Genomic DNA, 26,827 nt, shown 5'->3' on the forward strand with positions numbered 1-26,827 from the left:
CCCAAAGGAGATTCCCATGAGCCTTGCAGTCCAGATCGACCAAAACGGCGGTCCCGAAGTCATGAAATTGGTCGATGTCACGGTGGGTGAACCCGGCCCCGGCGAGATCCGCATTCGCCATAAGGCCATTGGCCTGAACTTCATCGACGTTTACCAGCGCAGTGGTTTGTATGCGTTGCCCATGCCGCTCAAATTGGGCATGGAAGGCTCTGGCGTGGTCGAAGCCGTGGGCGAGGGCGTGACGCACCTGAAGGTGGGCGACCGCGCAGCGTATGCCAGCCAGCCGCCCGGCAGTTACTGCGAAGTGCGCGTGATGCCTGCCAAGTGCGTGTGCAAGCTGCCCGATGCCATCTCGTTTGAGACCGGCGCGGCCATGATGCTCAAGGGCCTGACCGCGCAATACCTGCTCAAGCGCACGCTGCCCCAAGGCGGCCTGAAAGCGGGTGATTTTGTGTTGTTCCATGCCGCCGCTGGTGGCGTGGGCCTGATCGCTTGCCAGTGGGCCAAGGCCTTGGGCCTGCGCTTGATTGGCACGGCCGGCAGCGATGCCAAATGCGCTTTGGCCAAAGCCAACGGTGCAGAGTTTTGCATCAACTACTCCACCGAAGATTTCCAGGCCAAGGTCAAAGAGATCACGGGTGGCAAGGGCGTCAAAGTGGTCTACGACTCGGTGGGCAAAGACACTTGGGACAAGTCACTCGACTGCTTGGCACCGTTTGGTTTGATGGCCAGTTTTGGCAACGCTTCTGGCCCTGTGGCGCCGTTTGCGCCCGGCATTCTCGGACCCAAGGGTTCGATTTACGTGACGCGCCAAACCTTGTTCAGCCACATCACCACCCGTGAAAACACCCAGGAGATGGCCGATGATTTGTTCGAAGCGGTGACCAGCGGCAAGGTGAAGATCCACATCGAGCAGACCTTCCCCTTGGCAAAAATTCAGGACGCACACATCGCCCTGGAAGCCCGCAAAACCTCGGGTTGCACCATCATCACCCTGTGATGTGCGGCATCGGTGCCTCGGCACCGATCAATTGGGCCGGGCCATAAAAAAACCGCTGACTTTTAACAGTCAGCGGTTTTTTGTTGTGCCAACGCAGGATCAAGCCGCCAACTTGGCCTTGGGTGCAAGGGTTTCCAGCGCATCGCTCAAGATTTGCAAAGTACGGGGAACCTCGTGCCATTTGTCCAAACCAAACAAGCCCATGCGGAAGGTGCGGAAGTCGGCCGGTTCGTCACACTGCAGCGGCACGCCTGCGGCGGTTTGCAGACCCAGTGCCAAGAATTTTTTGCTGCTCTGGATGTCCGGGTCGGAGGTGTAGCTCACCACCACGCCGGGGGCTTCAAAACCGGGCGCTGCCACACTGGGAAAACCGTGCTCTAGCAGCAATGAGCGCACTTGACGGCCCAGCGCCATTTGTTCTTCACGCACTTTGGCAAAGCCATAGGCTTCGGTTTCCAACATGGTTTCTTGCAGGCGCTGAAGGGCATCCGTGGGCAAAGTGGTGTGGTACATGTGAGCCCCACTTTCGTAGGTCTCCATCACTTGCAGCCACTTTTTGAGATCCATCGCAAAGGTGGTGCTGGTGGAGGCATCAATGGCTTGGCGGGCGCGTTCGCTCAGCATGACCATGGCGCAGCAAGGCGAGCTGCTCCAGCCTTTTTGTGGCGCGCTGATCAACACGTCCACGCCGGTGGCTTTCATGTCCACCCACATCGCGCCAGAGGCGATGCAGTCCAACACAAACAAACCACCCACGGCGTGCACCGCATCGGCCACAGCTTTCAGGTAGTCGTCGGGCAGGATCATGCCGGCCGAGGTTTCGACATGCGGGGCAAACACCAAAGCGGGTTTTTCTGCGGCGATGGCGGCGGTCACTTCAGCGATCGGGGCCGGGACCCAAGCGGCTTGGGCGTGGTCCGAGGTGCGGCGGGCCTTGATCACACTGTGGCTTTTGGGGATGCGGCCCATGTCAAAAATCTGTGTCCAGCGAAAGCTGAACCAGCCGTTGCGGATCACCATGACGTGCTGGTCGGTGGCAAATTGACGAGCCACCGATTCCATGCCAAAGGTGCCGCTGCCGGGGACGAGCGCGACCGAGTGGGCGCCGTAGACGTTTTTGAGCATGCGCGAGATGTCGGTCATCACGCCGCCAAAACGCTTGGACATGTGGTTCAGGGCACGGTCGGTGTAAACCACCGAAAACTCAAGCAGACCATCGGGGTCAATGTGGGGCAGCAATCCGGGCATGGGAGACTCCGTTTTTTCAATCAGGGCTGAGAGCTTACCTGAGTTCAGCGTCCGCGTCGCACCCGCAGGATTTCATCCACGATCAGCAAAGCTGCACCCACGCTGATCCCAGCATCGGCCACGTTGAAGGCCGGGAAGTGCCAAGCACCCCAGTAAAAGTCCAGAAAGTCGATCACATAGCCGTGCAGCAAGCGGTCGATGACGTTGCCAATCGCCCCGCCCAAAATGAGCGAGATGGCCAAGCTGAAGAGTTTTTGACCGGGATGGGCACGCAGCATCCAGACCATGAAGATGGCCGCTGCCACGCCAATACCGGTGAAAAACCAGCGCTGCCAGCCGCCTGCACCCGCCAAAAATGAGAATGCCGCGCCGTGGTTGTGGACCCGCACCAAGTTGAAGAACGAGGTGATGGGCGTGCTGTCGCCCAGCTGGAAAGCACCCAGCACCAGCACTTTGGTGAACTGGTCAAGCACCAGCACCAAGAGGGCAATGCCCAGCCAAAGCACCAAGCCTTGGCTTTTGCTGGCGGAGGCCTTGCCGGTTTTTTTGCTGCTGGCCATGGAGTTGCCTTGTCTGGGTTGTGCGTGAAGGTCAGGCAACGTGGCGGGTTTCGCCAGCGCCGTGCAGGTTGCTCACGCAGCGGCCGCAAATCGTGGGGTGGGCGGCATCCAGGCCCACGTCATCGGCGTAATGCCAGCAGCGCTCGCATTTGGTGGCTTGGCTGGCAGCCACTTGGACAGCCAGGGTTTCGCCTGCCTGCAAAGCGACTTTGGAGGTGATGAACACGAACTTGATGTCTGCGCCCAAGCTGGCCAACAAGGCATGGTCTGCTGCAGGCGCGGTCATCGTGATTTCAGCTTGCAGTGACGCGCCCACCAGGCCTGCGGTGCGCAGGTTTTCGATGTCCTTGTTCACCAAGTCTCGGATCTCGCGGATGCGGGCCCATTTGGCAAGCAGCTGCTCATCGGCCGCGCCGAAGTCGGTGAAGGTTTCCAGAAAGACGGATTCGGAGGAGCCGAAAGTCTTCCAGGCTTCCTCGGCCGTGAACGACAGGAAGGGCGCCATCCAGCGCAGCATGCCGTGGGTGATGCGGTACAGCGCTGTTTGGGCGCTGCGGCGGACCAGGCTCTTGGGGGCGGTGGTGTAGAGGCGGTCTTTCAGCACGTCTAAATAGAACGCACCCAAGTCTTCCGAGCAATAAATTTGCAGCTTGGAGACCACGGGGTGGAACTCGTAAGCGTCAAAGTGGGCGCGGATGTCAGCCTGCAATTCGGCGGCGCGGGCCAGGGCAAAGCGGTCGATTTCCAGCAGTTGGTCGTCGGGTACAGCATCTTGGGCCGGGTCAAAGTCGCTCACGTTGGCCAGCAAGAAGCGCAAGGTGTTGCGGATGCGGCGGTAAGCGTCGACCACGCGGGCGAGGATTTTGTCGTCGATGTTCAGGTCGCCCGAGTAGTCAGTGCTGGCCACCCACAAGCGCACGATTTCGGCGCCCATTTTGTTGTTGATGGATTGTGGCTCGACGGTGTTACCCAAGCTCTTGCTCATCTTGCGGCCTTGGCCGTCGGTGGCAAAACCATGCGTCAACAGGCCACGGTAAGGGGCGCGGTCATACAGGGCGCAGCCCAGCAGGAGTGAGCTGTGGAACCAACCGCGGTGCTGGTCATGGCCTTCAAGGTAGAGATCGGCCTCAGGACCCGCGGCATGGAAAGGGGCAACGCCGTAAGCGTCTTTGTGGCTGGTTCGCAGCACATGCTGGAAAGTGGAACCAGAGTCAAACCAGACTTCCAGAATGTCGGTGCTCTTGGTGTAGTGGGGCGCGTCCTGAGCGCCCAAAATTTCTTCCACCGTCACGCGGCTCCAGGCTTCGATGCCGCCTTTTTCCACGATGTCAGCGGCCTGGTCCAGGATTTCCATGGTGCGCGGGTGTAGCTCGCCGCTGTCCTTGTGCAGAAAGAAGGGCACGGGCACGCCCCAGCTGCGCTGACGCGAGATGCACCAGTCGGGACGATTCGCGATCATGTCGCGCAAACGCGATCGGCCGTTTTCGGGATAGAACTGGGTTTGCTCGATGGCATCCAAGGCCAACTGGCGCAGGGTTTTGGGGGCTTTGTCCTTCGTGAACACGCCCTCGCCCTCGTCCATGCGCACAAACCATTGGGCAGCGGCGCGGTAGATGACGGGCGTTTTGTGACGCCAGCAGTGTGGGTAGCTGTGGGTGATGGTCACGGTGGACAGCAAGCGGCCCGCGCCCCGCAGTGCGTCCAGTACCACGGGGATGGCCTTCCAGATGTGCAGCCCGCCAAACAGCGGGAAGTCTTCGGCATAGGTGCCGTTGCCCTGGACCGGGTTCAGGATGTCGTCGTACTTCAGGCCATTGGCAATGCAGGAGTTGAAGTCGTCCACGCCGTAAGCGGGCGAAGAATGCACCAAGCCTGTGCCGTCACTGTCGCTGACGTATTCGGCCAGGTACACCGGTGACAGGCGCTTGTAGCCCGCGTCCACATCATGCAGCGGGTGGCGGAAGTTCAGGCCGCCCAAAGCCGTGCCTTTGGCGGTGGCCAGCACCGTGCCGCCTTGCAGGCCAAAGCGCTCCAGACATTTGTCCACCAGCGACTCGGCCAGCACCAGGCAGCCCTTGTCGGTTTGCACCAGCGCATAGGTCAGCTCGGGGTGAGCGTTCAGGGCTTGGTTCGCGGGGATGGTCCAGGCGGTGGTGGTCCAGATCACGGCAAAGCCGCTTTGCCCAGCGGGCAGGGACGCGAGGCCAAAGGCCGCAGCCAATTTGGCTGCGTCGTCGGTTTCAAAGGCCACGTCCAGCGTGTCGCTTTGTTTGTCCTGGTATTCGATCTCGAACTCGGCCAAGGACGAGCCGCAGTCAAAGCACCAGTAAACGGGCTTCAAGCCACGGTACACAAAGCCGCGCTCGATCACGCGTTTGAAGGCGCGGATTTCGCCGGCTTCGTTGGCCGGGTCCATGGTGCGGTAGGGCCGCTCCCAGTCGCCCAGCACACCCAGGCGCTTGAAGTCTTCGCGCTGCTGGCCGATTTGCTCGGTGGCAAAGGCGCGGCTCTTGGCCTGCATGTCGTCTCTGGACAGTTTGCGGCCGTGCAGTTTTTCAATCGCGTTTTCAATCGGCAGGCCGTGGCAGTCCCAGCCAGGAATGTATTGCGCGTCAAAGCCAGCGAGTTGCTTGGATTTGACGATCATGTCTTTGAGCACTTTGTTGAGTGCGTGGCCGATGTGCAATTTGCCGTTGGCATAAGGCGGGCCGTCGTGCAGTACAAACAGCGGAGCGCCTTGACGGGCAGCACGCAGTTTTTTGTACAAACCGCCATCGTTCCACTCGCTCACCCAGCCCGGCTCGCGCTTGGGCAGATCGCCGCGCATGGGGAAGGGGGTGTCCATCATGTTGATGCGGGTGTCGGGGTTCAGGCTTTTGTCGGTCATGGTGCGTCAAGTCGAGAGGGCTTCGACAAGCTCAGCCCGAGCGGCGGGCCGTTCGGAGAGATAAGGGAAATGGGTGGGCCGTTTTTTCGTTCACCCTGAGCCTGTCGAGGGCGGCGAACGAGAGCCAGAGCGTCAAATTCGGTCGCGGGTGGTCTGGCGGCTGGTTTCACCGTGGCGGGAGGCAAACCACGCTTGTGCGTCGTTGCAGTCTTTGGCGATGCCCTTTGTCAGGGCGTCCAGACCGTCGTATTTGAGTTCGTCGTGTAATTTATGCAGCAAGTCCACCCGAATGATTTTACCGTAGCCCCCCTCAGCCCCCAGGTGGGCAGGCCAGTCGAAGGCATGCGTTTCAAGCAACACGCGTCCACCGTTGACGTCATTCGCGTCCAGGGATGGGCGAATGCCAAGATTGGCCACACCCTTCAGGGGTTGATCAGCCAGGCCATGCACCTGCACCACAAAGATGCCGCTGGCCGCAGGCTTCCAATGAGAAAACCGCAGATTCAGGGTGCGAAAGCCGTCGCCCGCGCCTTCGGCTGTTGCGGCCAATTCGCGGCCCAGCTTGCGCCCATGCACCACATGGCCGCTGATGCTGTAGGGGCGGCCGAGCAGGGCGTGCACCGCTGCCATGTCGCCCCGGTGAAGGGCATCGCGCACGGCTGAGCTGGACACGCGCAGGCCGCGCACCTCGTAGCTGTTCATGCGGGCCACGTCAAAGCCCAGGTGTTGTCCCGCGGCATCGAGCATGGCGTAGTCGCCCGCGCGTTTTGCACCAAAGCGGAAATCGTCGCCCACCAACACATAGCGCACCCCCAGACCGCTCACCAGCACCTGCTGAATGAAGTCTTGGGGCGACTGGCTGGCCAGCCTGGCGTCAAAAGGCAAGACCACCACTTGGTCCACGCCACAGCGCTCAAGCTCTAGCAATTTGTCGCGCAGGGTGGCGATGCGGGCTGGGGCCAGATCGGGCTGACTCAGTGCCTTGGCAAAGTAGTCGCGCGGGTGCGGTTCGAAGGTCATGACGCAGCTGGGCACACCCCGGTGAGCAGCTTCGCTGCGCAAGAGCGCCAGCATGGCTTGGTGGCCCCGGTGCACGCCGTCGAAATTGCCGATGGTCAGGGCGCAGGCGGGAGCCAGATCGGGGTGATGGAAGCCGCGAAAAACCTTCATGTTGCTGGTGTTGTCTAACCGCGGCTCTGGCCAATGGGCAGCTTTCACGGTTTTGTCAATGTAAGAGGGTATATTGTGACTGAGCCCGATCACCTCATTCTTGTCCCCGAAGGCATGAGGACCGATCGAGACGGAACTTTTCGTGTCAGTGGTTTTTTAAACTGTTGGATGGAGGCGTCTGTGAAGGTTTTGAAACTCTCGGCCCAAGGCTTACCGCAATCGTGGATCACGCTGGAGCAAGCGGTCACCCATTACGCCGCCGACGAGGTGCGCTGGGAAGCGGGCCAGCAGGTGGCCGTGTTTCACGGAGGGCACAACGCGCTCACCGGCCAGCAATCCATCATCACCGTCAACAGCATCATCGGCACCCAGGGCGTGCCTCGTATTAACCCGTTTGACATGCGTTCGGGTCTGACCAACCCCAAATTGTTTGTGCGCGACCGCAATGTTTGCGCTTACTGCGGTGGGCATTTTCATGAATCGGTGCTGACCCGTGAGCACATCGTCCCCGTTAGCCAAAAAGGCCCAGACCACTGGATGAATGTGGTCACTGCGTGCCGTTCTTGCAACCACCGCAAAAGCAGCCGAACCCCTGAGCAGGCCAAGATGCCTCTGCTGTATGCACCCTATGTGCCCAGCTTGTGGGAAGACTTCATCTTGCGCAACCGCCGCATCCTGAGTGACCAGATGGAGTTTTTGATGGCGCATGTGCCCAAAACATCGCGCATGCTGATCTGACCCATTGGCCCCGTCGCCAGTGTTGGCAGTGACTTGCAGGGCTTGCACTGGCGAAGGAAGCGCAGCATGATGATTTCCTGAAAACAAAGGACCCCAATTTCAGGGGTTCAATGCCATTTGGGAGATGCGCCATGTCAACACGGTCATTTGTCTCGTCGCGCTTGCAGCCGCCCGAGGCTGCGGCTGTTAAGCGACGTCAGGTTTTGGTGTCTCTGCTCACTGTTCCAGCGCTGGAGCGCGTCGCATGGGCTCAAGCCAACATGCCTGCGCCTGCAGAGCCTGTGCCTGTTCGGGTGCAACTGGCCCAGACCTGGTCACCCGTGCGATCTCCAAAGGGTTTTGGGGTCAGCGAAAAGTTGGACGGTGTGCGTGCTGTTTGGGACGGACAGGTGTTGCGCTTTCGGAGCGGTCGTCGCATCTTTGCACCGGCTTGGTTCATTTCGGCGTTGCCCCCACTGGCGTTGGACGGTGAACTGTGGATGGCAAGAGGGCTGTTTGACCGGCTGTCTGGCGTGGTGCGTCAATCGGTGCCCAACGATGAGGCCTGGCGAGAGGTGGCTTACTGGGTGTTTGACACACCAGGGCAATCCGGCACTTTCACAGAGCGTTTGGGCCTTGTTCAATCGGCATTGGCCGCTGCACAAGTGCCGTGGTTAAAACCAGTCGCCCAGCAAGTGGTGAAAGACGCAGAAGCTTTGCAAACGCTCTTGAACGCGACAGTTCGCAAAGGCGGCGAAGGCTTGATGTTGCACAGGGCCGATGCGCTGTGGCAGAGCGGCCGCACCGATGCACTTTTCAAGTTCAAGCCCGAGTTGGATGACGAGGGCTTGGTGGTGGGGCACCAAGCGGGCAAAGGGCGTTTTAAAGGGCAAACAGGGGCTTTGTTGGTGCAGATGCCATCGGGCCAGCGCTTTGCCTTGGGCTCCGGCTTGAGCGACGCCCTGCGCCGAGACCCGCCGCCTGTCGGGTCTTGGATCACTTACCGGTACCCCGAGCTTACGCCCTCAGGTTTGCCGCGTTTTGCCTCTTTTGTGCGGGTGCGCGAGGCGGAGTGAGCATGAAAAATGGCCCCTTGCGGGGCCTTTTGTCGTTGGAATGTCAGATCGATGGCGGTTGGTGATTTGACCACCAGGCGGGACGGCGGCGCTGGTCGGGCGATGTGGCAAAGCGAAGCGCCTAGGCCAGCGCCGCCGTCCCGCCCTCCCCGATTCAGGCAAACACGCCTGCCGTCTCCTGCATGCGGGCCGACACTTCTCCCAGCTGGTGCAGAGTGTCGCCGAATGTCATGTCCAGCTGCGTCAATTTCTTGAAGTAGTGGCTGGCGATGTACTCATCCGTGACGGCAATGCCGCCATGCAACTGCACCGCTTGCTGGCCGATGAAGCGCATGGACACGCCCAGCTGGTACTTGGCACGGGCCAAGGCACGGCGGCGCTCGTCGGCGGGTGCGTGCAGCTTCAGGCTGGCGTAGTAGCTCATCGAGCGGCCCAGCTCCAGTTGCATCTTCATATCGGCCACACGGTGACGCAGAGCCTGGAAGCTGGCGATGTTCACGCCGAACTGCTTGCGGGTGTTCATGTAGTCCACGGTGATGGCCATGGTCTTGTCCATCACGCCCACGGCTTCAGCGCAAGTGCATGCGATGCCGATGTCCACCGCCTCTTCTAAAGCACTCAGGCCGTTCAGCGTGATCAGCTGCGCGGAAGCTTTGTTCAGAACCACTTCGGCAGCCCTGGATCCGTCTTGGGTGCCATAGGCTTGGGTGTTCACGCCGCTCGCGCTGCGCTCGACCAAAAACAGAGCGATTTGGCCGTTCACAGTGGCGGGTACCACAAAAGCGTCGGCTTGGTCACCAATGGCCACCACGCTCTTGGTGCCGCTCACGGTCCATGTGCCGCCTGATTCGATGGCCACAGCAGCGCAGCGGTTCAGTTGGTAACGGGCACCGCGCTCTTGCTGGGCCAGCACCACGATGGCTTCACCTGCCGCCATGCGCGGCAGCCACGCCGCTTGCAGTGCTGCCGGTGCGTGTGTTTGCAGTGTGGCGCTGCAGATCAGGGTCTGGGTCAGGGGTTCGAGCACAATGCCGCGACCGAGTTCTTCCATGGTCACCATCGCTTCAGTGGGGCCCATGCCCATACCGCCGTGGTCTTCGCTCACGTAAAGGCCAGTCAAACCCAAATCGGCCATTTCGCCGTAAGCGGCGCGGTCAAAACCGCCTGCGCCGACGATGGCGCGGCGGCGGTCAAAGTCGTAGCCCTTGTCCACCCATTTGCGCACCGCGTCACGCAGTTGTTCTTGGTCGTCAGAAAAATCGAAATCCATGTGTGTCTCCTTAACCCAGAACTGTCTGAGCGACGATGTTGCGTTGCACTTCGTTGCTGCCGCCGTAGATGGTGGTCTTGCGCATGTTGAAGTAGTTGGCTGCCAGCGGCGCATTGGCCACCACGCCGCCTGGGAAGTTGCCTTGCCAACCTGCGTCCATCGCTTCGAAGATGAAGGGCAGGGCGAAGGGGCCAGCGGCCTGCATCATCAGCTCGGTGTAGCGCTGTTGAATTTCGCTGCCCTTGATCTTCAAGAGGCCTGCGATGTCGAGCGAGTTCTTGCCCGACTTTTCGGCCGACAGGACACGCAGCACCAGCATTTCCAGGGCCACGATGTCCACTTCGAGCTTGGCGATTTCGTCGCGGAAGCGCAGGTCGTCGTACACGCCTTCGGCCTTGGCGATGCGCTTCAAGCGCTCTAATTCGCGCTTGGCGCGGTTCACATCGGCGATGTTGGTGCGCTCGTGGGCGAGCAGGTGCTTGGCGTAGTTCCAGCCCTTGTTTTCTTCGCCCACCAAGTTTGCAGCGGGCACTTCGACGTTGTCAAACCAAACTTCGTTGACCTCGCACTCGCCGTCCAGCAGCTTGATGGGGCGCACGGTGATACCGGGCGACTTCATGTCGATCAGCAAAAAGGAGATGCCGGTTTGTGGTTTGCCTTCGGTGCTGGTGCGCACCAGACAGAAGATCCACTCGCCGTACTGGCCCAAGGTGGTCCAGGTTTTCTGGCCGTTGACGATGTATTTGTCGCCCACGCGCTCGGCGCGGGTTTTCAGGGACGCCAAGTCCGAGCCAGAGCCCGGCTCGCTATAACCCTGGCTCCACCAGACTTCCCCGCTGGCGATGCCGGGCAAAAAGCGCTGCTGCTGCTCGACATTGCCAAAGGCCATGATCACCGGAGCCACCATCACAGGGCCAAAAGGCACAACACGAGGCGCACCGGCCAGAGCGCATTCTTCTTCGAACAAATGCTTTTGTACAGCGGTCCAGCCCGGGCCGCCAAACTGCGTCGGCCAACCCCAGCCCAGCCAGCCTTTTTTACCCAAAATTTTGGCCCAGCGCTGCATGTCCTCACGCGTCAGGCGCATGGCGGCGTGCACTTTTTGTGAAATGTCGGTGGGCAAGTTGTCCTTGACCCAGGTGCGGATCTCGTCGCGGAAGGCGAGCTCTTCGGGGGTGAATGCCAAATCCATGGGATGTTCTCTCAAAATCAAACGGTCGTGCTTTTTATCATGCGCCAGCCATTTTGGCTTGTCCTTGGTGCGACAAATGCCGTGGTGCACAAGGGCTGCAGAGATAATTCAGACCTTCATGAGAAACATCGTTATTTTGATTTCTGGTTCAGGTTCGAACATGGCCGCCATTGTTCGCGCCGCTGAACAGGGCCGCTGGGCCGAGCGGCTGAACGCCCGGGTGGTTGCCGTGCTGAGTAACCGGGCCGATGCCCAGGGCCTGCCCTTTGCCCAAGAACACGGTATGGCCACCTCCGTGCTGGACCATAAGGCCTTTGCCAGCCGCGAAGATTTTGATGCCGCCTTGATGGCCGAGATCGACCGGCATGCGCCCGCTTTGGTGGTGCTGGCGGGTTTCATGCGCATCCTGACCCCTGATTTTGTGACCCATTATGCTGGGCGTTTGCTCAACATCCACCCCTCTTTGTTACCCGCTTTCCCGGGTTTGAACACCCACCAGCGCGCGATCGATGCCGGTTGCCGCTTTGCCGGAGCCACGGTGCACCAAGTCACGGCCGAGTTGGACCATGGCGCCATATTGGCGCAAGCGGTGGTGCCCGTGCTGCTGGATGACACGGCAGACGTTTTGGCGGCGCGTGTGCTCAGCCAAGAGCACCTGATTTATCCGCAAGCCGTGGCGGCTTGGTTGGCTCAGTCCCCAATGCGGGTAAAGCGCGGCTGAACTTGTCCGTTGAACTCGGCCACATCGGCAAACATCGCGGCGGGTCTGACCCACAAGCCTTGTTCGCCATACAGCGCTTGGTAGAGCGTCATGGGTTGCAGGTCTTCGCTGTGGCGCACGGTGCCCAGCACGCGGTATTGGCCGCCCTTGTAATGGCGGTACAGGCCTTTGGGCGTTTCGATCATCGGTGGCAGCGGTTCTGACATGTCTTTCCTGTGAAGTGTGTCTGTCAAAGGGTCGGGGATGGGACAATGCACCCCTATGCATCCAAAAGCCCTTTTAGACGCCTGCGCCGATTTGGTCAGGCTGGTCCTCCAATTTGAACACCCTGCCGACGCCGTGGTGTCGCGCTATTTCCGCGAACACCGCGCCTTGGGCCCCCGTGAGCGTGCCACCCTGGCCGAAACCGCTTTTGCGGTGCTGCGTAAAAAACTGCTGTTTGAGCAATTGGCCCGTTCTGGTTCCGGCCCCAAAGAGCGAAAACTGGCGATTTTGGGCTTTTTTGGCCCACGCGATTTTCTGGCTTCAGCCCTCAACGACACCGAAAAAAAGTGGCTGGCCACCTGCGACGCCATTCCGGCTGAAGCCATGATGGCACCGCACCGACACAACCTGCCCGAATGGATGGCCCAAGCCCTGCAAGCCCAATTGGGCGACGACTTTTGGGCCCTGGCCGAGCATCTGCAACAACCCGGCACCCTGGACTTGCGCGTGAACATGCTCAACGCCAAACGCAACGAGGTTCAAAAAGAGCTGGCGCAAGCGGGGATCGCCTCCGAACCCACGCCTTACTCGCCTTGGGGTCTGCGCCTGCAAGGCAAGCCTGCCTTGCAAAAAACCGACGCTTTCACCCGGGGGGCCATCGAGGTGCAGGACGAAGGCTCGCAATTGCTGGCTTTGCTGGTCGATGCGCACCGGGGCGAGATGGTGGTGGACTTTTGTGCTGGCGCAGGCGGTAAAACGCTGGCACTGGGTGCGTCCATGCGCAGCACCGGCCGTTTGTACGCCTTTGACGTCTCAGGCCATCGCCTGGACGCACTCAAACCCCGCATGGCCCGAAGCGGTTTGTCCAATGTGCACCCAGCGGCCATTGCCCACGAGCGTGACGACCGCGTGAAACGCCTGTCGGGCAAGATCGACCGCGTCTTGGTCGATGCACCTTGCTCGGGCCTGGGCACTTTGCGCCGTAACCCCGACTTGAAGTGGCGTCAAAAACCCCAAGCCGTGCAAGAGTTGACCGAAAAGCAACTGGCCATCTTGCAAAGCGCGTCGCGCATGGTCAAGTCGGGCGGACGCTTGGTGTATGCCACCTGCAGCGTCTTGCCCGAAGAAAACGAACGGATCGCTCTGGCTTTCAGCGCTGCCAACCCAGACTTTGTGCCCCTCAACGTGGCCCAAGAGTTGGAACGCCTCAAAGTGCCCAATGCCGCAGATCTGTGCTCAACCGAGGTGTCTGGCGAAGCTGAGGTTCAGGCCGTGCCTGCCGGGCGGTTTTTGAGGCTTTGGCCTCATCGCCATGCCACCGACGGTTTTTTTGCAGCTTCATGGGTAAAAAAGTAACGTCTTTGGTAGTAATGAGGCTTTTGACAGTCTGAAAGTGCTGTCTTTTTTCCTCTGAAAACCATAAAATCGTCAGATTGCCTCAATTGGGGCGTGATTAGAAAGACAAATTCATGTTGTTGCCTGACTGGGCTTTATTGGATGCGGTGATTCACTGGATGGGCCACGGCTTGTTCGATTTGGCTTGGTGGCAAATGGTGTTGATCACATTGGCGTTGACCCACATCACCATCGCCAGTGTCACGATTTTCTTGCACCGTCACCAAGCCCACCGTGCCTTGGACTTGCACGCGATTCCTTCGCATTTTTTCCGGTTTTGGCTGTGGTTGACCACCGGTCAGGTGACCAAAGAGTGGGCGGCCATTCACCGCAAGCATCATGCCAAGTGCGAGCAAGCCGAAGATCCCCACAGCCCCCATGTGCACGGGATCAAAACCGTCTTGTTCACGGGCGCTGAGTTGTACCGCAAAGAGTCTAAAAACCTCGACACCATCAAGCGTTTTGGCCACGGTACGCCCGACGACTGGATTGAGCGCAACCTCTATACCCCTTTTTCTTGGCAAGGTGTGGCGCTGATGCTGATCATCAACGTCAGTTTGTTCGGTTTCTTGGGCCTCACGGTCTGGGCTGTTCAAATGGCATGGATCCCCATCACTGCCGCAGGCATCATCAACGGTGCAGCGCATTATTGGGGTTACCGCAACTTTGAGGCGCACGACGCCAGCACCAACATTTCGCCTTGGGGCATCCTGATTGGTGGCGAAGAGTTGCACAACAACCACCACACTTACCCCACCTCGGCCAAGTTGTCGGTCAAGCCTTACGAGTTCGACATCGGTTGGTTGTACATCCGCATTCTCGAAAATTTGGGTTTGGCGACGGTCAAGAAGACACCGCCTCGTTTGGCTTATGGCGACATTCGCCCTGTGGCCGACGAGAAAACCCTCGAAGCCTTGATTGCCAACCGTTACGAAGTCATGGCCGGTTACGCACGCAATGTTCGCGCTGTGATGCAAGAAGAGGCCAGCAAGCTCAAGCTCGACGCCGATGCGCTGCAAACGGCCAAGCGCTGGTTGCATCGCGACGCCGCCAAGGTCCCTGCTTCTGCTCAGGCACAACTCCAACTCGCCCGTGCCGCCAGTCCGGTGCTCGACAAGATGGTCCATATGCGCGAAGAGCTCAGCCAGATTTGGCTCAACACCTCGCACTCGCGCGAGCAATTGGCGGCTGACCTGCAAGCCTGGTGCCGCAGTGCCGAGGAAAGCGGTATCGCGGCTTTGCGCGATTTCTCTGTCAAATTGCGTGCGGTGCGGCAAACGGCCTGAGCTTTATCGCCATGCTCAGCAAAAGGGCCTTCGGGCCCTTTTTATCATTGAGAGGCCTTCGGGCCTTTTTTTATGGACTCCAATCGCTCGCTGATCCCTGTTCGGTGGGGCTAGAAACTTGGGCTGAAGGTAGCCACTGACCATAAAAAAACCCGCCAGAGGCGGGTTTTTTGAAGAAACACAAACCGAATTACTTCAGCTTGATTTCCTTGTATTCAACGTGCTTGCGAGCTTTGGGGTCGAATTTCATGATCGACATCTTCTCGGGCATTGTTTTCTTGTTCTTGCTGGTCGTGTAGAAGTGACCAGTTCCAGCTGTGGATTCCAGCTTGATTTTTTCGCGTCCGCCTTTGCTTGCCATGGTGTATGACTCCTAATGTTCTGGGTTTAGGCTTGACCGCGTGCACGCAGGTCTGCGAGCACGGCATCGATGCCATTTTTGTCGATCAGGCGCAGAGCGGCGCTGGAAACGCGCAGACGCACCCAACGGTTTTCTGTCTCAACCCAGAAACGACGGTATTGCAGGTTCGGCAGGAACCGGCGCTTGGTTTTGTTGTTGGCGTGGGAAACGTTGTTTCCCGTCATTGGGCCTTTGCCCGTTACGTCGCAAACGCGTGCCATGTGGACACTCCGATACTTTTAAAACAGCCGGTGCCGATGTGCCTCATGCAGATTCGCATGGGGCTTGGCGCTCCAGCCTCACCTCGCCAAGATGGGTGGCGGTATCCCAGATCGCTGTGCCTGTGATCCCCAGCAAAAGCTGGGGCAGAAGCAGCAAAGCCTTGGATTATAACCAGAAATCAGGCTTGGTTTTGTTCCAAGAAACGCTGTGCATCCAGTGCGGCCATGCAACCGGTGCCAGCGCTGGTGATGGCCTGGCGATAAACGTGGTCTTGCACATCGCCTGCGGCAAAAACGCCGGGCACCGAAGTCTGGGTCGCAAAGCCCTTCAAGCCGCTTTGCGTCACGATGTAACCGTTTTCCAGGGTCAGTTGGCCTTGGAATATTTCTGTGTTGGGGGCGTGGCCAATGGCGATGAAGCAACCCTTGAGCTCGACATCGTGCAAGCTGCCGTCCACGGTGCTTTTCAGGCGAACGCCGGTCACGCCTGTGGCGTCGCCCAGCACTTCGTCCAGTGTTTGGAAGGTCTTGAGGACAATCTTGCCTGCGGCGACCTTGTCCATCAGTTTGTCCACCAAGATGGGTTCGGCCTTGAATTTGTCGCGGCGGTGAATCAGGTAAACCTGGCTGGCGATATTGGAGAGGTAAAGGGCTTCTTCAACGGCAGTGTTGCCACCCCCTACCACGCAACAGACCTGATCGCGGTAGAAAAAACCATCGCAGGTGGCGCAGCCACTCACGCCACGGCCCATGAAGGCGGTCTCTGAGGGCAAGCCCAAATATTGGGCCGAGGCGCCCGTGGCGATGATCAGGCTGTCGCAGGTGTAAGTGCCGCTGTCACCGATCAGGGTGAAAGGGCGCTGCTCAAGCTTGACGGTGTGAATGTGGTCAAAAATGATTTCGGTGTTGAAGCGCTCGGCATGTTCCTGAAACCGTTGCATCAGATCGGGGCCTTGCACACCATGCGCGTCGGCTGGCCAGTTGTCCACGTCGGTAGTCGTCATGAGCTGACCACCTTGGGCCATGCCGGTGATCAACAGGGGTTTGAGGTTGGCGCGGGCTGCATAAACGGCGGCGGTGTAACCGGCAGGGCCAGAGCCCAGGATCAAAACTTTGGCGTGCTTGTTAGAGGCGGACATATTGGGCAATCGGCTAGGGAAATCGTGAAAAAACGCAACAAACAAAGGGTTGCGACACCGTTCATTGTAAGAAACCACCAAAGTCAGGTGGGTCAGGGGGCTTACAGCTCAGACGTTGTGGGCGAAATCCATGCCCGATCGGGTAAGCTTGGCGGCTAATTTATGACCTATTCACTCCACACTCTGATCAACCCGACGGCCCGAAGCCGAGAGCCCGACGCGCCTGCATCGTTCTGGTCGCGGTTCGCGCAAGAAATTGGCTTGTTGCTGGGTGGCGTGTTGCTTGTGTTGGCCCTGTTGTCTTTGTTGACTTACCACCCGGGCGATGCCGCTTGGTCCACATCGGGCCAAGGTGAGGGTTTGCGCAATTGGGTGGGCCGTGCAGGCGCATGGCTGTCTGACTTGGCGTTTTTTGGTCTGGGGTTTTCAGCTTGGTGGTGTCTGATGGTTGGCGCACAGGTGTGGCTCTCAGGTTTTGCCCGCTGGATGCGCGGACCAGCTCAGGATGAATCCCTAAATTTATCTGCAGGTTGGCGTCAAAGCCGCTGGACGTTTTGGGCCGGACTGGTGTTGCTGCTGACCGCCAGCGCCAGCTTGGAGTGGGCACGTTTGTACCGGCTCGAGCCCTTGTTGCCAGGCCACAGCGGTGGTGTGTTGGGCTATTGGATGGGTTCGATCAGCGAGAGCTGGTTGGGTTTCACGGGCGCCGCCGTTCTGAGTCTCTCGTTGGTGGTGTTGGGTGTGTCTTGGGTTTTTCGTTTCTCTTGGGGCGAGCTGGCCGAGTCTTTGGGCTCCCGGATCGATGGCTTGATCCGATCCAGAAACGTCAAGCGCGAAATCCAAGAAGACTTGGCTTTGGGTCAGCGGGCTTTGCGCGAGCGCGAAAAATCGCTTTCAGTTCAGGCGGTTGAGCCTCGGTGGGACATGGACCCTGTCATCGCCCCCGAAGGTCAGTTGGATCTGGAGCCCGTGCCCTTGATGGCTCAGTCCCCAGCCCCCATGGTCATTGAGCCCGGAGTCACTGAAGTACTGCGCAGTGAACGCGTGGTCAAAGAGCGCCAAAAACCACTTTTCAACGAATTGCCCGACAGCAAGTTACCTCAAGTGGATTTGCTCGACAGTTTGTCGATCCGCCAAGAGACGGTGTCACCCGAAACGTTAGAAATGACCAGCCGCCTGATCGAGAAAAAGCTCAAGGATTTTGGCGTCGAGGTGCGTGTGGTGGCTGCTGCGCCTGGCCCGGTGATCACGCGTTACGAAATCGAACCGGCAACGGGCGTCAAAGGCGCTCAAGTGGTCAATCTCGCCAGAGACTTGGCGCGTTCGCTCAGCTTGGTCTCGATCCGGGTGATTGAGACCATTCCAGGCAAAAACTACATGGCGCTGGAGTTGCCCAATGCCAAGCGCCAATCCATCAAATTGAGCGAAATTTTAGGCTCGCAGGTATACAACGAGGCCAAGTCCATGCTGACCATGGGCTTGGGCAAAGACATCATTGGCAACCCGGTGGTGGCCGATCTGGCCAAGATGCCGCATGTGCTGGTGGCTGGCACGACCGGTTCGGGCAAGTCGGTCGGTATCAATGCCATGATTTTGTCGCTGCTCTACAAGGCAGAAGCGCGCGATGTGCGCCTGTTGATGATCGACCCCAAGATGCTGGAGATGTCGGTTTATGAAGGCATTCCCCATCTGCTGGCGCCGGTGGTCACTGACATGCGGCAGGCCGCGCACGGCTTGAACTGGTGCGTGGCTGAGATGGAAAAACGCTACAAGCTGATGAGCAAGATGGGCGTGCGCAACTTGGCCGGTTACAACGCCAAGATCGACGAAGCCACCGCCCAAGAGGAGTTCATCTACAACCCTTTCAGCCTGACGCCCGATGATCCCGAGCCGCTCAAGCGCCTACCGCACATTGTGGTGGTGATCGATGAGTTGGCCGATCTGATGATGGTGGTGGGCAAGAAGATTGAAGAGCTGATTGCACGCCTCGCCCAAAAAGCTCGCGCTGCCGGTATCCATTTGATTTTGGCAACCCAGCGCCCCAGTGTGGACGTCATCACAGGTTTGATCAAGGCCAATATTCCAACACGCATTGCGTTCCAGGTGTCGAGCAAGATCGACAGCCGTACCATCTTGGACCAGATGGGCGCCGAAGCGCTGTTGGGCATGGGTGACATGCTCTACATGCCTTCAGGCACGGGCTTTCCGATTCGCGTTCACGGTGCTTTTGTCAGTGACGAAGAAGTTCACCGCGTGGTGAGCTACCTCAAGAGTCAGGGCGAGCCTGATTACATCGAAGGCGTGCTTGAAGGCGGTACGGTGGACGACGACGGCGGCATGCTGGGCGAGGGTGATACCAGTGAAAAAGACCCCATGTACGACCAAGCGGTCGAGGTGGTTTTGAAAAACCGCAAGGCCAGCATTTCGCTGGTGCAACGCCACCTCAAGATCGGCTACAACCGCGCTGCCCGTTTGGTCGAAGACATGGAAAAAGCCGGTCTGGTCAGCAGCATGAGCGGCAGCGGCCAGCGTGAAATTTTGGTGCCCGCCCGGGCTGAATGATTCGCATGAAAAGTCAATCGATGACGCGCAGCAGCGCTTGGGTTTTGGGTCTTCACAGTTTGATGGCATGGGGTGTTTTGTCCTTGGCACTGCCCGTCTACGCTGACGGTGTCGACTTGTTGGCGCAGTTCGTCAAGCAAACCCGCAGTGGCCGTGCAGACTTCACCCAGGTGGTCACTTCGCCAAGCCGTGCGGGGCAAGCGCCACGCAGCAAGACATCCAGCGGCAGTTTTGAGTTTCAAAGGCCCGGCAAATTCCGTTTCGATTACCGCAAGCCCTTTTTGCAAACCTTGTTGGCCGATGGCCAAACTTTGTGGTTGCACGATGTGGACTTGAACCAAGTCACGGCGCGTAAGCAGCAGCAGGTTTTGGGCTCTACGCCGGTGGCCTTGTTGACTTCCGCGGCTGATTTGCAATCCCTCAAAACGGACTTCCAGTTCAGCCCAGAGCCTGCCCGTGATGGTTTGGAGTGGGTGCGTGCCACGCCTTTGGCGCAGGACGGCCAAATCCGCGCGGTGATGGTGGGTTTGCGCGCTACGCCCATGGGCGCAGAGTTGGCCGTACTCGATGTGCAAGACAGCCTCGGCCAGCGCTCGGTGCTGACCTTTGCGGGTTTTCAGCTCAATCCGGCCTTGCCCGCCAGCCAATTTGTGTTCAAAGCCCCAGCGGGCGTCGACATCATTCGCCCTTGATGCCGTTCAGGTGTCCATGAAAGCCGCCACCATCTCGCCGCATGCCCCCTTGGCCGAGCGTCTGCGGCCGCGCCACTTGGGCGAGGTGATCGGGCAGCAACACCTGCTTGGCGATGGCATGGCTTTGCGTTTGGCGTTCGAGTCTGGCCAGCCGCACAGCTGCATTTTGTGGGGGCCGCCCGGTGTGGGCAAAACCACCATCGCCCGCTTGATGGCCGATGCCTTTGAGGCGCAGTTTCTGAGCATCAGCGCGGTGCTCGGGGGCATCAAGGACATTCGCGAAGCGGTCGACAAAGCCGAAGCCGCCCGCACCGGCTTGCACCCCCAGCGCACCATCATGTTTGTGGACGAGGTGCACCGCTTCAACAAAAGCCAGCAAGACGCGTTTTTGCCACACGTTGAAAGTGGCCTGTTCACCTTCATTGGTGCGACCACCGAAAACCCTTCTTTCGAGGTGAACTCGGCCCTGTTGTCGCGGGCAGCGGTTTATGTGTTGCAGCCCTTGACTGAAGAAGACTTGGGCCACATCGTGGTGCGGGCGCAAGCTATTCAGGCGATTCCAGCCATCGAGCCCGAAGCGCTGGCCCGCTTGTTGGCCTACGCCGATGGCGATGCCAGGCGTTTGCTCAACACGCTGGAGACCTTGGCCATGGCGGCCAAACAAGAGGCCATTGACCCTGTGACCGACACTTGGTTGATGCGGGTGCTGGGCGAGCGCATGCGTCGCTATGACAAAGGTGGCGAACAGTTCTACGACACCATCAGCGCCTTGCACAAATCGGTGCGCGGTTCTGACCCCGATGCCGCCTTGTATTGGTTTGTGCGCATGCTGGATGGTGGTGCAGACCCGCGCTACATGGCCCGTCGCCTGATCCGCATGGCCAGCGAAGACATTGGCTTGGCCGACCCGCGCGCGTTGCGCATGGCGCTGGATGCGGCCGAGGTTTATGAGCGATTGGGCAGCCCAGAAGGCGAGTTGACGCTGGCACAGTGCGTGATTTACTTGGCCGTCGCGCCCAAATCGAATGCCGCCTACAAGGCTTTCAAAGAGGCCAAGGCTTGGGTCAAAAAAGACGGGACACGCCCGGTGCCCATGCACCTGCGCAATGCACCGACTCAGCTCATGAAGCAGCTGGACTATGGCAAAGGCTACCGCTATGCCCACGATGAAGAAGATGGGTTTGCGGCTGGCGAGCATTACTTGCCCGATGGCATGCCTGAGCCCGGTTTTTACAGACCGGTTCGGCGGGGCCTAGAGATCAAAATCGCAGACAAACTCGAAGAATTGCGAAAGAAAAATTCAGCCACAGGGTAAGTCCCGATCAGATTGAATTCGGAAGGTCTCATTTCTTTCACTAAAATCCCGCCACCCCGCCCGGTGCATCCAAGAACTGGCGGGTTTTTTGCTATTGCGCAGAGCTCCCCCAAAAGGCGGGGTCTGGTGCCCAACAATAACCGACGAAGTGGGCTGCTAAGCGCAGCACAACACACGGAGAGATTCAATGGATGTCTTTTTGCAGCAGGTCATCAATGGCCTGGTCATGGGCAGCATGTACGCCTTGGTGGCCTTGGGCTACACCATGGTGTACGGCATCATCAACCTGATCAACTTTGCGCACGGCGAGGTGCTGATGGTGGGCGCACTGACCAGCTGGTCTGCCATCGGCATGATGCAAGATGCCATGCCCGGCTCGCCAGGCTGGGTGATTTTGATTTTGGCCACCTTGATTGCCTGCGTGGTGGCTGCGGTACTCAACTTCACCATTGAAAAAGTCGCTTACCGACCCTTGCGCAACAGCCCCAAGTTGGCCCCGCTTATCACGGCCATCGGCATGAGCATTTTGTTGCAAACCTTGGCCATGATCATTTGGAAGCCCAACTACAAGGCTTACCCCACTTTGCTGTCCAGCACGCCCATCAACATGGGTGGCGTGGTGATCACGCCGACACAAATCATGATTTTGGGCGTCACGGCCGTGTCGTTGGCGGTGCTGATGTGGCTGGTCAACTACACCCGGCTCGGCAGAGCCATGCGTGCCACATCAGAGAACCCGCGCGTGGCCGCCTTGATGGGGGTCAAGCCCGACATGGTGATCTCAGCCACCTTTGTGATTGGGGCCGTTTTGGCGGCCATTGCGGGTGTGATGTACGCCTCCAACTACGGCACGGCGCAGCATGCCATGGGTTTCTTGCCGGGTCTCAAAGCCTTCACCGCTGCGGTGTTTGGCGGTATTGGCAACTTGGCGGGTGCCGTCATTGGTGGCATCTTGTTGGGCCTGATCGAAGCCATCGGCTCGGGTTACATCGGCTACCTGACAGGCGGCGTTCTGGGCAGCCACTACACCGACATTTTTGCGTTCATCGTGCTCATCATCGTGCTGACCCTTCGCCCTTCGGGCTTGATGGGTGAGCGTGTGGCCGATCGCGCGTGATGGGGATGAGCATGAACTTGAACATCCACAAAACCACTCAATACATCCTGATGGGCGTGGGCTTGCTGGTCTTGCCGCTCATTCTTCAAAGTTTTGGCAACGCCTGGGTGCGCATCGCCGACATGGCGTTGCTCTACATCCTGTTGGCGATTGGTCTGAACATCGTGGTGGGCTACGCCGGCTTGCTTGATTTGGGGTATGTGGCCTTTTTTGCGGTGGGCGCTTACATGTACGGCTTGCTGTCTTCGCCGCACCTGATCAACACCTTCACCACCATGGCCAGCACGTTTCCCGATGGCTTGCACATGTCCATCTGGCTGATCTTGCCTTTGGCGGCTGCGTTGGCGGGTTTATTCGGCATGTTGCTCGGGGCGCCCACGCTCAAGTTGCGCGGTGATTACCTGGCCATCGTGACCTTGGGTTTTGGCGAGATCATTCGGGTGTTCCTCAACAATTTGGACCACCCGGTCAATATCACCAACGGTCCCAAGGGGCTGGACCAAATTGACCCCATTTCTATTTTTGGTGTCAATTTGGGCAAAAAACTGATGGTGGGTGACTTCGAAATCGCCTCGGTCACGTTGTACTACTACCTGTTTCTCAGTTTGGTGTTGGTGACGATTTTGATCTCGCACAGATTGGAAATGTCGCGCATCGGCCGCGCTTGGATGGCGATTCGCGAAGACGAGATCGCCGCTAAAGCCATGGGCCTGAATACCCGAAACCTCAAGCTCTTGGCTTTTGGCATGGGCGCCACTTTTGGCGGTGTTTCAGGCGCCATGTTTGCAGGCTTTCAAGGCTTCATCTCGCCGGAATCCTTCAGCCTGATGGAGTCGGTGATGATCGTCGCCATGGTGGTGTTGGGCGGCTTGGGTTATTTGCCCGGCGTCATTTTGGGCGCCATTTTGTTGTCGGCTTTGCCCGAAGTTTTGCGCTATGTGGCAGGCCCATTGCAGGAGATGACTGGCGGCCGCTTGGACGCGTCCATCTTGCGTCAACTGCTCGTGGCTTTGGCCATGATCGTGATCATGTTGATGCGGCCTCGTGGGTTGTGGCCTTCGCCTGAGCATGGCAAATCGCTCACGCCGAAATGAAGGAGCCGACCATGAACCGAACAGCCAACCAAGACACCGTCCTGCATGTGTCAGGCATTTCCAAGCGCTTCGGCGGACTGCAGGCCCTGTCAGACGTGGGCATCACCATCCAGCGCGGCCAGGTCTATGGCCTGATCGGCCCCAACGGCGCGGGCAAGACCACGTTTTTCAACGTGATCACCGGCCTCTACACCCCTGACAGCGGCACTTTTGAATTGGCAGGCAAGCCCTACGAGCCTACCGCTGTGCACGAAGTGGCCAAGGCGGGCATCGCCCGCACCTTCCAAAACATCCGTCTCTTTGCCGAAATGACCGCCCTCGAAAATGTGATGGTGGGCCGGCATGTGCGCACCCATTCGGGCTTGCTGGGGGCCATTTTCCGCACACCGGGCTTCAAGGCCGAAGAAGCCGCCATTGCCCAGAGGGCACAAGAACTGCTCGACTATGTGGGCATTGGCAAATACGCCGACTACAAGGCCCGTACGCTCTCATATGGCGACCAACGCCGCTTGGAGATTGCCCGCGCTTTGGCCACCGACCCGCAGTTGATTGCGCTGGACGAACCCGCTGCCGGCATGAACGCGACAGAGAAGGTGCAGCTGCGCGAGTTGATCGACCAAATTCGCAAAGACAACCGCACCATCTTGCTGATCGAGCACGATGTGAAGCTGGTCATGGGCTTGTGTGACCGTGTCACCGTGCTCGACTACGGCAAGCAAATCGCCGAAGGCACGCCGGCCGAAGTACAGAAAAACGAAAAAGTGATTGAAGCCTATTTGGGCACGGGAGGGCACTGAGATGGCCAAAGTACTTTTGAAAGTCAAAGACCTGCAAGTGGGCTACGGCGGCATTCAGGCCGTCAAGGGTGTGAGCCTGGACGTGAACGAAGGTGAACTGGTGTCCTTGATCGGCTCCAACGGTGCTGGCAAAACTACCACCATGAAAGCCATCACCGGCACCTTGCCCCTGCAAGCCGGTGACATCGAGTACTTGGGCAAGAGCATCCAAGGCCAAGGCCCTTGGGACTTGGTCAGGCAAGGCTTGGCCATGGTGCCCGAAGGCCGTGGTGTGTTCACCCGCATGACCATCACCGAAAACCTGCAAATGGGCGCTTACATCCGCTCTGACACCGCCGGCATTGCAGACGATATTGAGAAGATGTTCACCATCTTCCCGCGTTTGCGCGAGCGCAAAGACCAATTGGCGGGCACCATGTCGGGCGGCGAGCAGCAAATGCTGGCCATGGGCCGTGCGCTGATGAGCCGCCCCAAAGTCTTGTTGCTGGACGAGCCCTCCATGGGTCTGTCACCCATCATGGTGGACAAGATTTTTGAGGTGGTTCGCGATGTGTACGCTCAAGGCGTCACGGTGTTGCTGGTGGAGCAAAACGCCAGCCGTGCCCTGGCCATTGCCGACAGGGGCTATGTGATGGACTCCGGTCTGATCACCATGACCGGTGTGGGCAAAGACATGCTGGAAGACCCCAAGGTGCGCGCTGCGTACTTGGGTGAGTGAGCTCAATCCACCTTGGCGCCACTGGCCTTGACCACGACTTCATAGCGCGTCAGCTCTTTCTTCATGAACGCGCCAAATTGTTCGGGCGTATTGCCCACTGGCTCGGCCAAGAGCTGGCCAAAACGTGTCTTGGTCTCAGGCGATTGCAGTGCGGCCACAAAGGCCTTGTTCAGCCGATCCACCACATCGCGCGGCGTGGCTGCAGGTGCCACCAAGCCCCACCAGGTGTCGATTTCAAAATCCTTCAGCGTTTCACTCATGGAAGGAATGTCGGGCAGGGCGCTGCTGCGCTGAGCGGTGGTCACGGCCAGGGCCTTGAGCTTGCCAGCCTTGATGTTGGCCGCTGCCGTGGCCAGGTTGTCAAAGTTGAAGTCAACCTGCCCCGATAACAAGGCCAGCTGTGCGGGGTTGCCGCCGTTGTAAGGGATGTGCACCGCAAAAATGCCAGCAGCCCGCTTGAACATCTCACCCGCCAAATGGCCAGCGCTGCCGTTGCCGCCCGAGCCAAAGTTGAGCTTGGCGGGGTTGGCTTTGGCGTAGGCCACCAGATCTGCCAGGGTGTTGATCTTCAGACGCTGCGCGGTTTCGGCGTTCATCACCAGCACGTTGGGCACGCGCAGCATTTGCGTGATTGGCGCGAAGTCCCGACTGGCGTCGTAAGGCATCTTGGCAAACAGCCAAGGATTGATCGCATGCGTGGCCGTGGCCGCAATGCCAATCGTTAGGCCATCGGGCGCGGCTTTGGCCACCAAATCGGCACCCAGATTGCCACCGGCACCGGGTCGGTTTTCGATGATCACGGTGCCCAAGCTGTCTCTGACCCGTTCGGCCAAAGCGCGTGCCGTGACGTCGATCGGGCCGCCTGCTGCATAGGGCACGATGATGCGGATCGTTTTGCCTTGAGCCCATGCAGGGGCGGTCAAGCTGGTTGCCAAGGCGCTCAAACAAAAATCACGGCGTTGCATAGGGAGTCCTTTTTATTCAGGCCTTGGCTTTGTCGGCCTCAGAGGTGAATGAATCGGCGTAAAACTCTTCTTCGGGCAATCCGCCTTGCGCCACATAGTCGCGCTTGGCCGAATCCACCACGATGGGGGCACCACAGGCATAGACCTGGTAAGCCGACAGGTCGGGAAAGTCCTGCAGCACGGCCTGGTGCACAAAGCCAGTGCGGCCTGTCCACTGGTCATCGGCTTCGGCATTCGAGATCACGGGCACATAGCGCAGGTTGGGCATTTCGGCCAAGCGGGCTTCGATCCAGTCGGCCATGTACAAGTCGGCTGGGCGGCGGCCGCCCCAGTACAGCGTGGCCGGGCGGGTGATGCCGCGGTGCTGCATGTGCTCGATCAGCGCCTTGATGGGGGCAAAGCCAGTACCCGAGGCCAGCAGCACCATGGGCTTGTCGCTGTCTTCGCGCAGGTAAAAACTGCCATACGGGCCTTCGGCCCGCAGGATGTCTTTTTCCTTCATGGTGGTGAACACCGGGTCGGTGAACTTGCCGCCAGGCATGTGGCGGATGTGCAGCTCCACGGTGGGTGGAGCCACTTCCAGGGTGTGCGGGGCGTTGGCCATGCTGTAGCTGCGGCGTGAGCCATCGCGCAGCAAAAATTCGATGTACTGACCGGCGTGGAACTTCATCACGTCATTGGCAGGCAGTTGCAGTTTCATCACGATCACATCCTGTGATTTTTTGTCCAGGCTGACCACGCGCACTGGCATTTTCTTGACGGGCAGGCCGCCTTCGGCGGTCACTTGCTTGGATTCGAGCACCACATCGCTTTGGGCAGTGGCGCAGCAGGTCAACACCAGGCCTTGGGCTTCTTCCTCGTCGCTCAGGGCTTTGGATTGGTGAGGGCCGTGGACCACGGTGCCCGAAATCTTCTTGCATTTGCAAGAACCGCATGCGCCGTCTTTGCAACCATAGGGCAGTCCAATGCCTTGGCGAATGCCAGCAGCCAGCAGGGTTTCGGTGCCATCGGCGGTAAAGCTGCGGCCACTGGGCTGCACAGAAATTTGAAAGCTCATCTTTTGGGTATCCTAGAGGGCGTG

The 26,827-nt window shown here is 59.0% G+C and carries 25 protein-coding genes; 13 read left to right on the forward strand and 12 right to left on the reverse strand.

Features of this window, described 5'->3' with window-relative positions:
• Nucleotides 1-16: 16 nt before the first annotated feature.
• Nucleotides 17-1,000 (forward strand): quinone oxidoreductase, encoded by a 984-nt coding sequence (locus Q1M54_RS02290; RefSeq protein WP_300553310.1) that lies wholly within the window; start codon nt 17-19, stop codon nt 998-1,000.
• A gap of 99 nt (nt 1,001-1,099) precedes the next feature.
• Here Q1M54_RS02290 and Q1M54_RS02295 read toward each other — a convergent pair whose 3' ends face one another.
• From Q1M54_RS02295 to Q1M54_RS02310, 4 genes are all read right to left on the reverse strand, one after another.
• A complete protein-coding gene (locus Q1M54_RS02295; RefSeq protein WP_300553314.1) occupies nt 1,100-2,248 on the reverse strand; it encodes an aminotransferase class V-fold PLP-dependent enzyme in 1,149 nt (382 codons plus the stop codon).
• 44 nt (nt 2,249-2,292) lie between these two features.
• A complete protein-coding gene (gene lspA / locus Q1M54_RS02300) occupies nt 2,293-2,808 on the reverse strand; it encodes a signal peptidase II (protein WP_300553316.1) in 516 nt (171 codons plus the stop codon).
• 31 nt (nt 2,809-2,839) lie between these two features.
• The gene (ileS, locus tag Q1M54_RS02305) at nt 2,840-5,695 is read right to left on the reverse strand and encodes an isoleucine--tRNA ligase (protein WP_300553319.1); all 2,856 of its coding nucleotides are present in this window, start codon (nt 5,693-5,695) and stop codon (nt 2,840-2,842) included.
• Between the two features lie 132 nt (nt 5,696-5,827).
• The gene (locus Q1M54_RS02310) at nt 5,828-6,865 is read right to left on the reverse strand and encodes a bifunctional riboflavin kinase/FAD synthetase (RefSeq protein WP_300553322.1); all 1,038 of its coding nucleotides are present in this window, start codon (nt 6,863-6,865) and stop codon (nt 5,828-5,830) included.
• A 180-nt stretch (nt 6,866-7,045) separates the two neighbouring features.
• Here Q1M54_RS02310 and Q1M54_RS02315 point away from each other — a divergent pair, with 180 nt between their 5' ends.
• Nucleotides 7,046-7,603, forward strand: a complete 558-nt coding sequence (locus Q1M54_RS02315) for an HNH endonuclease (protein ID WP_300553325.1) — start codon at nt 7,046-7,048, stop codon at nt 7,601-7,603.
• Between the two features lie 131 nt (nt 7,604-7,734).
• A complete protein-coding gene (locus Q1M54_RS02320) occupies nt 7,735-8,658 on the forward strand; it encodes a DNA ligase (RefSeq protein WP_300553328.1) in 924 nt (307 codons plus the stop codon).
• 154 nt (nt 8,659-8,812) lie between these two features.
• Here Q1M54_RS02320 and Q1M54_RS02325 read toward each other — a convergent pair whose 3' ends face one another.
• On the reverse strand, nt 8,813-9,928 hold the full coding sequence (locus Q1M54_RS02325; RefSeq protein WP_300553331.1) for an acyl-CoA dehydrogenase family protein: 1,116 nt from the start codon (nt 9,926-9,928) through the stop codon (nt 8,813-8,815).
• 10 nt (nt 9,929-9,938) lie between these two features.
• On the reverse strand, nt 9,939-11,120 hold the full coding sequence (locus Q1M54_RS02330) for an acyl-CoA dehydrogenase family protein (RefSeq protein WP_300553334.1): 1,182 nt from the start codon (nt 11,118-11,120) through the stop codon (nt 9,939-9,941).
• Nucleotides 11,121-11,238: 118 nt separating this feature from the next.
• Here Q1M54_RS02330 and purN point away from each other — a divergent pair, with 118 nt between their 5' ends.
• Nucleotides 11,239-11,841, forward strand: coding sequence for a phosphoribosylglycinamide formyltransferase (gene purN / locus Q1M54_RS02335; protein ID WP_300553336.1), 603 nt, complete (start codon nt 11,239-11,241; stop codon nt 11,839-11,841).
• Here the strand turns inward: purN and Q1M54_RS02340 are convergent.
• Nucleotides 11,811-12,047 (reverse strand): DUF1653 domain-containing protein, encoded by a 237-nt coding sequence (locus Q1M54_RS02340; protein ID WP_300553339.1) that lies wholly within the window; start codon nt 12,045-12,047, stop codon nt 11,811-11,813. The genes purN and Q1M54_RS02340 overlap by 31 nt on opposite strands.
• Nucleotides 12,048-12,102: 55 nt before the next feature.
• Between Q1M54_RS02340 and Q1M54_RS02345 the strand changes: the two genes are divergently transcribed.
• The gene (locus tag Q1M54_RS02345) at nt 12,103-13,401 is read left to right on the forward strand and encodes an RsmB/NOP family class I SAM-dependent RNA methyltransferase (protein ID WP_300553341.1); all 1,299 of its coding nucleotides are present in this window, start codon (nt 12,103-12,105) and stop codon (nt 13,399-13,401) included.
• A gap of 113 nt (nt 13,402-13,514) precedes the next feature.
• Complete coding sequence (locus Q1M54_RS02350) at nt 13,515-14,726, forward strand: fatty acid desaturase (protein ID WP_300553344.1); 1,212 nt, start codon at nt 13,515-13,517, stop codon at nt 14,724-14,726.
• Nucleotides 14,727-14,916: 190 nt separating this feature from the next.
• Here Q1M54_RS02350 and rpmG read toward each other — a convergent pair whose 3' ends face one another.
• The 3 genes from rpmG to trxB all read right to left on the reverse strand — a co-directional run bounded on the left by rpmG (nt 14,917) and on the right by trxB (nt 16,486).
• The gene (rpmG, locus tag Q1M54_RS02355) at nt 14,917-15,087 is read right to left on the reverse strand and encodes a 50S ribosomal protein L33 (RefSeq protein WP_019425810.1); all 171 of its coding nucleotides are present in this window, start codon (nt 15,085-15,087) and stop codon (nt 14,917-14,919) included.
• A 26-nt stretch (nt 15,088-15,113) separates the two neighbouring features.
• On the reverse strand, nt 15,114-15,347 hold the full coding sequence (rpmB, locus tag Q1M54_RS02360) for a 50S ribosomal protein L28 (protein ID WP_026039317.1): 234 nt from the start codon (nt 15,345-15,347) through the stop codon (nt 15,114-15,116).
• 179 nt (nt 15,348-15,526) lie between these two features.
• Entirely contained in the window at nt 15,527-16,486 is a 960-nt protein-coding gene (trxB, locus tag Q1M54_RS02365) for a thioredoxin-disulfide reductase (protein ID WP_300553349.1), read from the reverse strand.
• A gap of 162 nt (nt 16,487-16,648) precedes the next feature.
• On the opposite strand from trxB, the gene Q1M54_RS02370 reads away from it, so the two are divergent.
• The 7 genes from Q1M54_RS02370 (at nt 16,649) to Q1M54_RS02400 (ending at nt 24,781) form a co-directional block, all read left to right on the forward strand.
• On the forward strand, nt 16,649-19,048 hold the full coding sequence (locus Q1M54_RS02370) for a DNA translocase FtsK (RefSeq protein ID WP_300553352.1): 2,400 nt from the start codon (nt 16,649-16,651) through the stop codon (nt 19,046-19,048).
• Between the two features lie 62 nt (nt 19,049-19,110).
• Complete coding sequence (lolA, locus tag Q1M54_RS02375; RefSeq protein ID WP_300553445.1) at nt 19,111-19,740, forward strand: outer membrane lipoprotein chaperone LolA; 630 nt, start codon at nt 19,111-19,113, stop codon at nt 19,738-19,740.
• Between the two features lie 16 nt (nt 19,741-19,756).
• Nucleotides 19,757-21,055: a replication-associated recombination protein A gene (locus Q1M54_RS02380; protein WP_300553355.1), complete on the forward strand. Its 1,299-nt coding sequence runs from the start codon at nt 19,757-19,759 to the stop codon at nt 21,053-21,055.
• A 187-nt stretch (nt 21,056-21,242) separates the two neighbouring features.
• Nucleotides 21,243-22,172 carry a branched-chain amino acid ABC transporter permease gene (locus tag Q1M54_RS02385; RefSeq protein WP_300553357.1) on the forward strand — a complete coding sequence of 310 codons (930 nt, stop codon included), beginning with the start codon at nt 21,243-21,245 and terminating at the stop codon, nt 22,170-22,172.
• Between the two features lie 5 nt (nt 22,173-22,177).
• Nucleotides 22,178-23,266 (forward strand): ABC transporter ATP-binding protein, encoded by a 1,089-nt coding sequence (locus tag Q1M54_RS02390; RefSeq protein ID WP_300553359.1) that lies wholly within the window; start codon nt 22,178-22,180, stop codon nt 23,264-23,266.
• Nucleotides 23,267-23,277: 11 nt separating this feature from the next.
• The gene (locus Q1M54_RS02395; protein ID WP_300553361.1) at nt 23,278-24,063 is read left to right on the forward strand and encodes an ABC transporter ATP-binding protein; all 786 of its coding nucleotides are present in this window, start codon (nt 23,278-23,280) and stop codon (nt 24,061-24,063) included.
• 1 nt (nt 24,064) lies between these two features.
• A complete protein-coding gene (locus tag Q1M54_RS02400; RefSeq protein ID WP_300553364.1) occupies nt 24,065-24,781 on the forward strand; it encodes an ABC transporter ATP-binding protein in 717 nt (238 codons plus the stop codon).
• A 2-nt stretch (nt 24,782-24,783) separates the two neighbouring features.
• On the opposite strand, the gene Q1M54_RS02405 is transcribed toward Q1M54_RS02400, so the two are convergent.
• Nucleotides 24,784-25,746 (reverse strand): tripartite tricarboxylate transporter substrate binding protein, encoded by a 963-nt coding sequence (locus Q1M54_RS02405; protein ID WP_300553367.1) that lies wholly within the window; start codon nt 25,744-25,746, stop codon nt 24,784-24,786.
• A gap of 16 nt (nt 25,747-25,762) precedes the next feature.
• The gene (locus Q1M54_RS02410) at nt 25,763-26,803 is read right to left on the reverse strand and encodes a CDP-6-deoxy-delta-3,4-glucoseen reductase (RefSeq protein WP_300553369.1); all 1,041 of its coding nucleotides are present in this window, start codon (nt 26,801-26,803) and stop codon (nt 25,763-25,765) included.
• Nucleotides 26,804-26,827: the final 24 nt, after the last annotated feature.

The organism is Limnohabitans sp. Rim8 (assembly GCF_943326455.1).
In the GTDB taxonomy this organism is placed as follows: Bacteria; Pseudomonadota; Gammaproteobacteria; order Burkholderiales; family Burkholderiaceae_C; genus Limnohabitans_A.

Excerpts from the sequence above, each read along its gene's own strand:
- Q1M54_RS02290 (WP_300553310.1), top strand. The coding sequence starts at position 17 with ATGAGCCTTGCAGTCCAGATCGACCAAAACGGCGGTCCCGAAGTCATG.
- Q1M54_RS02295 (WP_300553314.1), bottom strand. The coding sequence starts at position 2,248 with ATGCCCGGATTGCTGCCCCACATTGACCCCGATGGTCTGCTTGAGTTT.
- lspA (WP_300553316.1), bottom strand. The coding sequence starts at position 2,808 with ATGGCCAGCAGCAAAAAAACCGGCAAGGCCTCCGCCAGCAAAAGCCAA.
- ileS (WP_300553319.1), bottom strand. The coding sequence starts at position 5,695 with ATGACCGACAAAAGCCTGAACCCCGACACCCGCATCAACATGATGGAC.
- Q1M54_RS02310 (WP_300553322.1), bottom strand. The coding sequence starts at position 6,865 with ATGAAGGTTTTTCGCGGCTTCCATCACCCCGATCTGGCTCCCGCCTGC.
- Q1M54_RS02320 (WP_300553328.1), top strand. The coding sequence starts at position 7,735 with ATGTCAACACGGTCATTTGTCTCGTCGCGCTTGCAGCCGCCCGAGGCT.
- Q1M54_RS02325 (WP_300553331.1), bottom strand. The coding sequence starts at position 9,928 with ATGGATTTCGATTTTTCTGACGACCAAGAACAACTGCGTGACGCGGTG.
- Q1M54_RS02330 (WP_300553334.1), bottom strand. The coding sequence starts at position 11,120 with ATGGATTTGGCATTCACCCCCGAAGAGCTCGCCTTCCGCGACGAGATC.
- purN (WP_300553336.1), top strand. The coding sequence starts at position 11,239 with ATGAGAAACATCGTTATTTTGATTTCTGGTTCAGGTTCGAACATGGCC.
- Q1M54_RS02340 (WP_300553339.1), bottom strand. The coding sequence starts at position 12,047 with ATGTCAGAACCGCTGCCACCGATGATCGAAACGCCCAAAGGCCTGTAC.
- Q1M54_RS02345 (WP_300553341.1), top strand. The coding sequence starts at position 12,103 with ATGCATCCAAAAGCCCTTTTAGACGCCTGCGCCGATTTGGTCAGGCTG.
- Q1M54_RS02350 (WP_300553344.1), top strand. The coding sequence starts at position 13,515 with ATGTTGTTGCCTGACTGGGCTTTATTGGATGCGGTGATTCACTGGATG.
- rpmG (WP_019425810.1), bottom strand. The coding sequence starts at position 15,087 with ATGGCAAGCAAAGGCGGACGCGAAAAAATCAAGCTGGAATCCACAGCT.
- rpmB (WP_026039317.1), bottom strand. The coding sequence starts at position 15,347 with ATGGCACGCGTTTGCGACGTAACGGGCAAAGGCCCAATGACGGGAAAC.
- trxB (WP_300553349.1), bottom strand. The coding sequence starts at position 16,486 with ATGTCCGCCTCTAACAAGCACGCCAAAGTTTTGATCCTGGGCTCTGGC.
- Q1M54_RS02370 (WP_300553352.1), top strand. The coding sequence starts at position 16,649 with ATGACCTATTCACTCCACACTCTGATCAACCCGACGGCCCGAAGCCGA.
- lolA (WP_300553445.1), top strand. The coding sequence starts at position 19,111 with ATGGCATGGGGTGTTTTGTCCTTGGCACTGCCCGTCTACGCTGACGGT.
- Q1M54_RS02380 (WP_300553355.1), top strand. The coding sequence starts at position 19,757 with ATGAAAGCCGCCACCATCTCGCCGCATGCCCCCTTGGCCGAGCGTCTG.
- Q1M54_RS02385 (WP_300553357.1), top strand. The coding sequence starts at position 21,243 with ATGGATGTCTTTTTGCAGCAGGTCATCAATGGCCTGGTCATGGGCAGC.
- Q1M54_RS02390 (WP_300553359.1), top strand. The coding sequence starts at position 22,178 with ATGAGCATGAACTTGAACATCCACAAAACCACTCAATACATCCTGATG.
- Q1M54_RS02395 (WP_300553361.1), top strand. The coding sequence starts at position 23,278 with ATGAACCGAACAGCCAACCAAGACACCGTCCTGCATGTGTCAGGCATT.
- Q1M54_RS02400 (WP_300553364.1), top strand. The coding sequence starts at position 24,065 with ATGGCCAAAGTACTTTTGAAAGTCAAAGACCTGCAAGTGGGCTACGGC.
- Q1M54_RS02405 (WP_300553367.1), bottom strand. The coding sequence starts at position 25,746 with ATGCAACGCCGTGATTTTTGTTTGAGCGCCTTGGCAACCAGCTTGACC.
- Q1M54_RS02410 (WP_300553369.1), bottom strand. The coding sequence starts at position 26,803 with ATGAGCTTTCAAATTTCTGTGCAGCCCAGTGGCCGCAGCTTTACCGCC.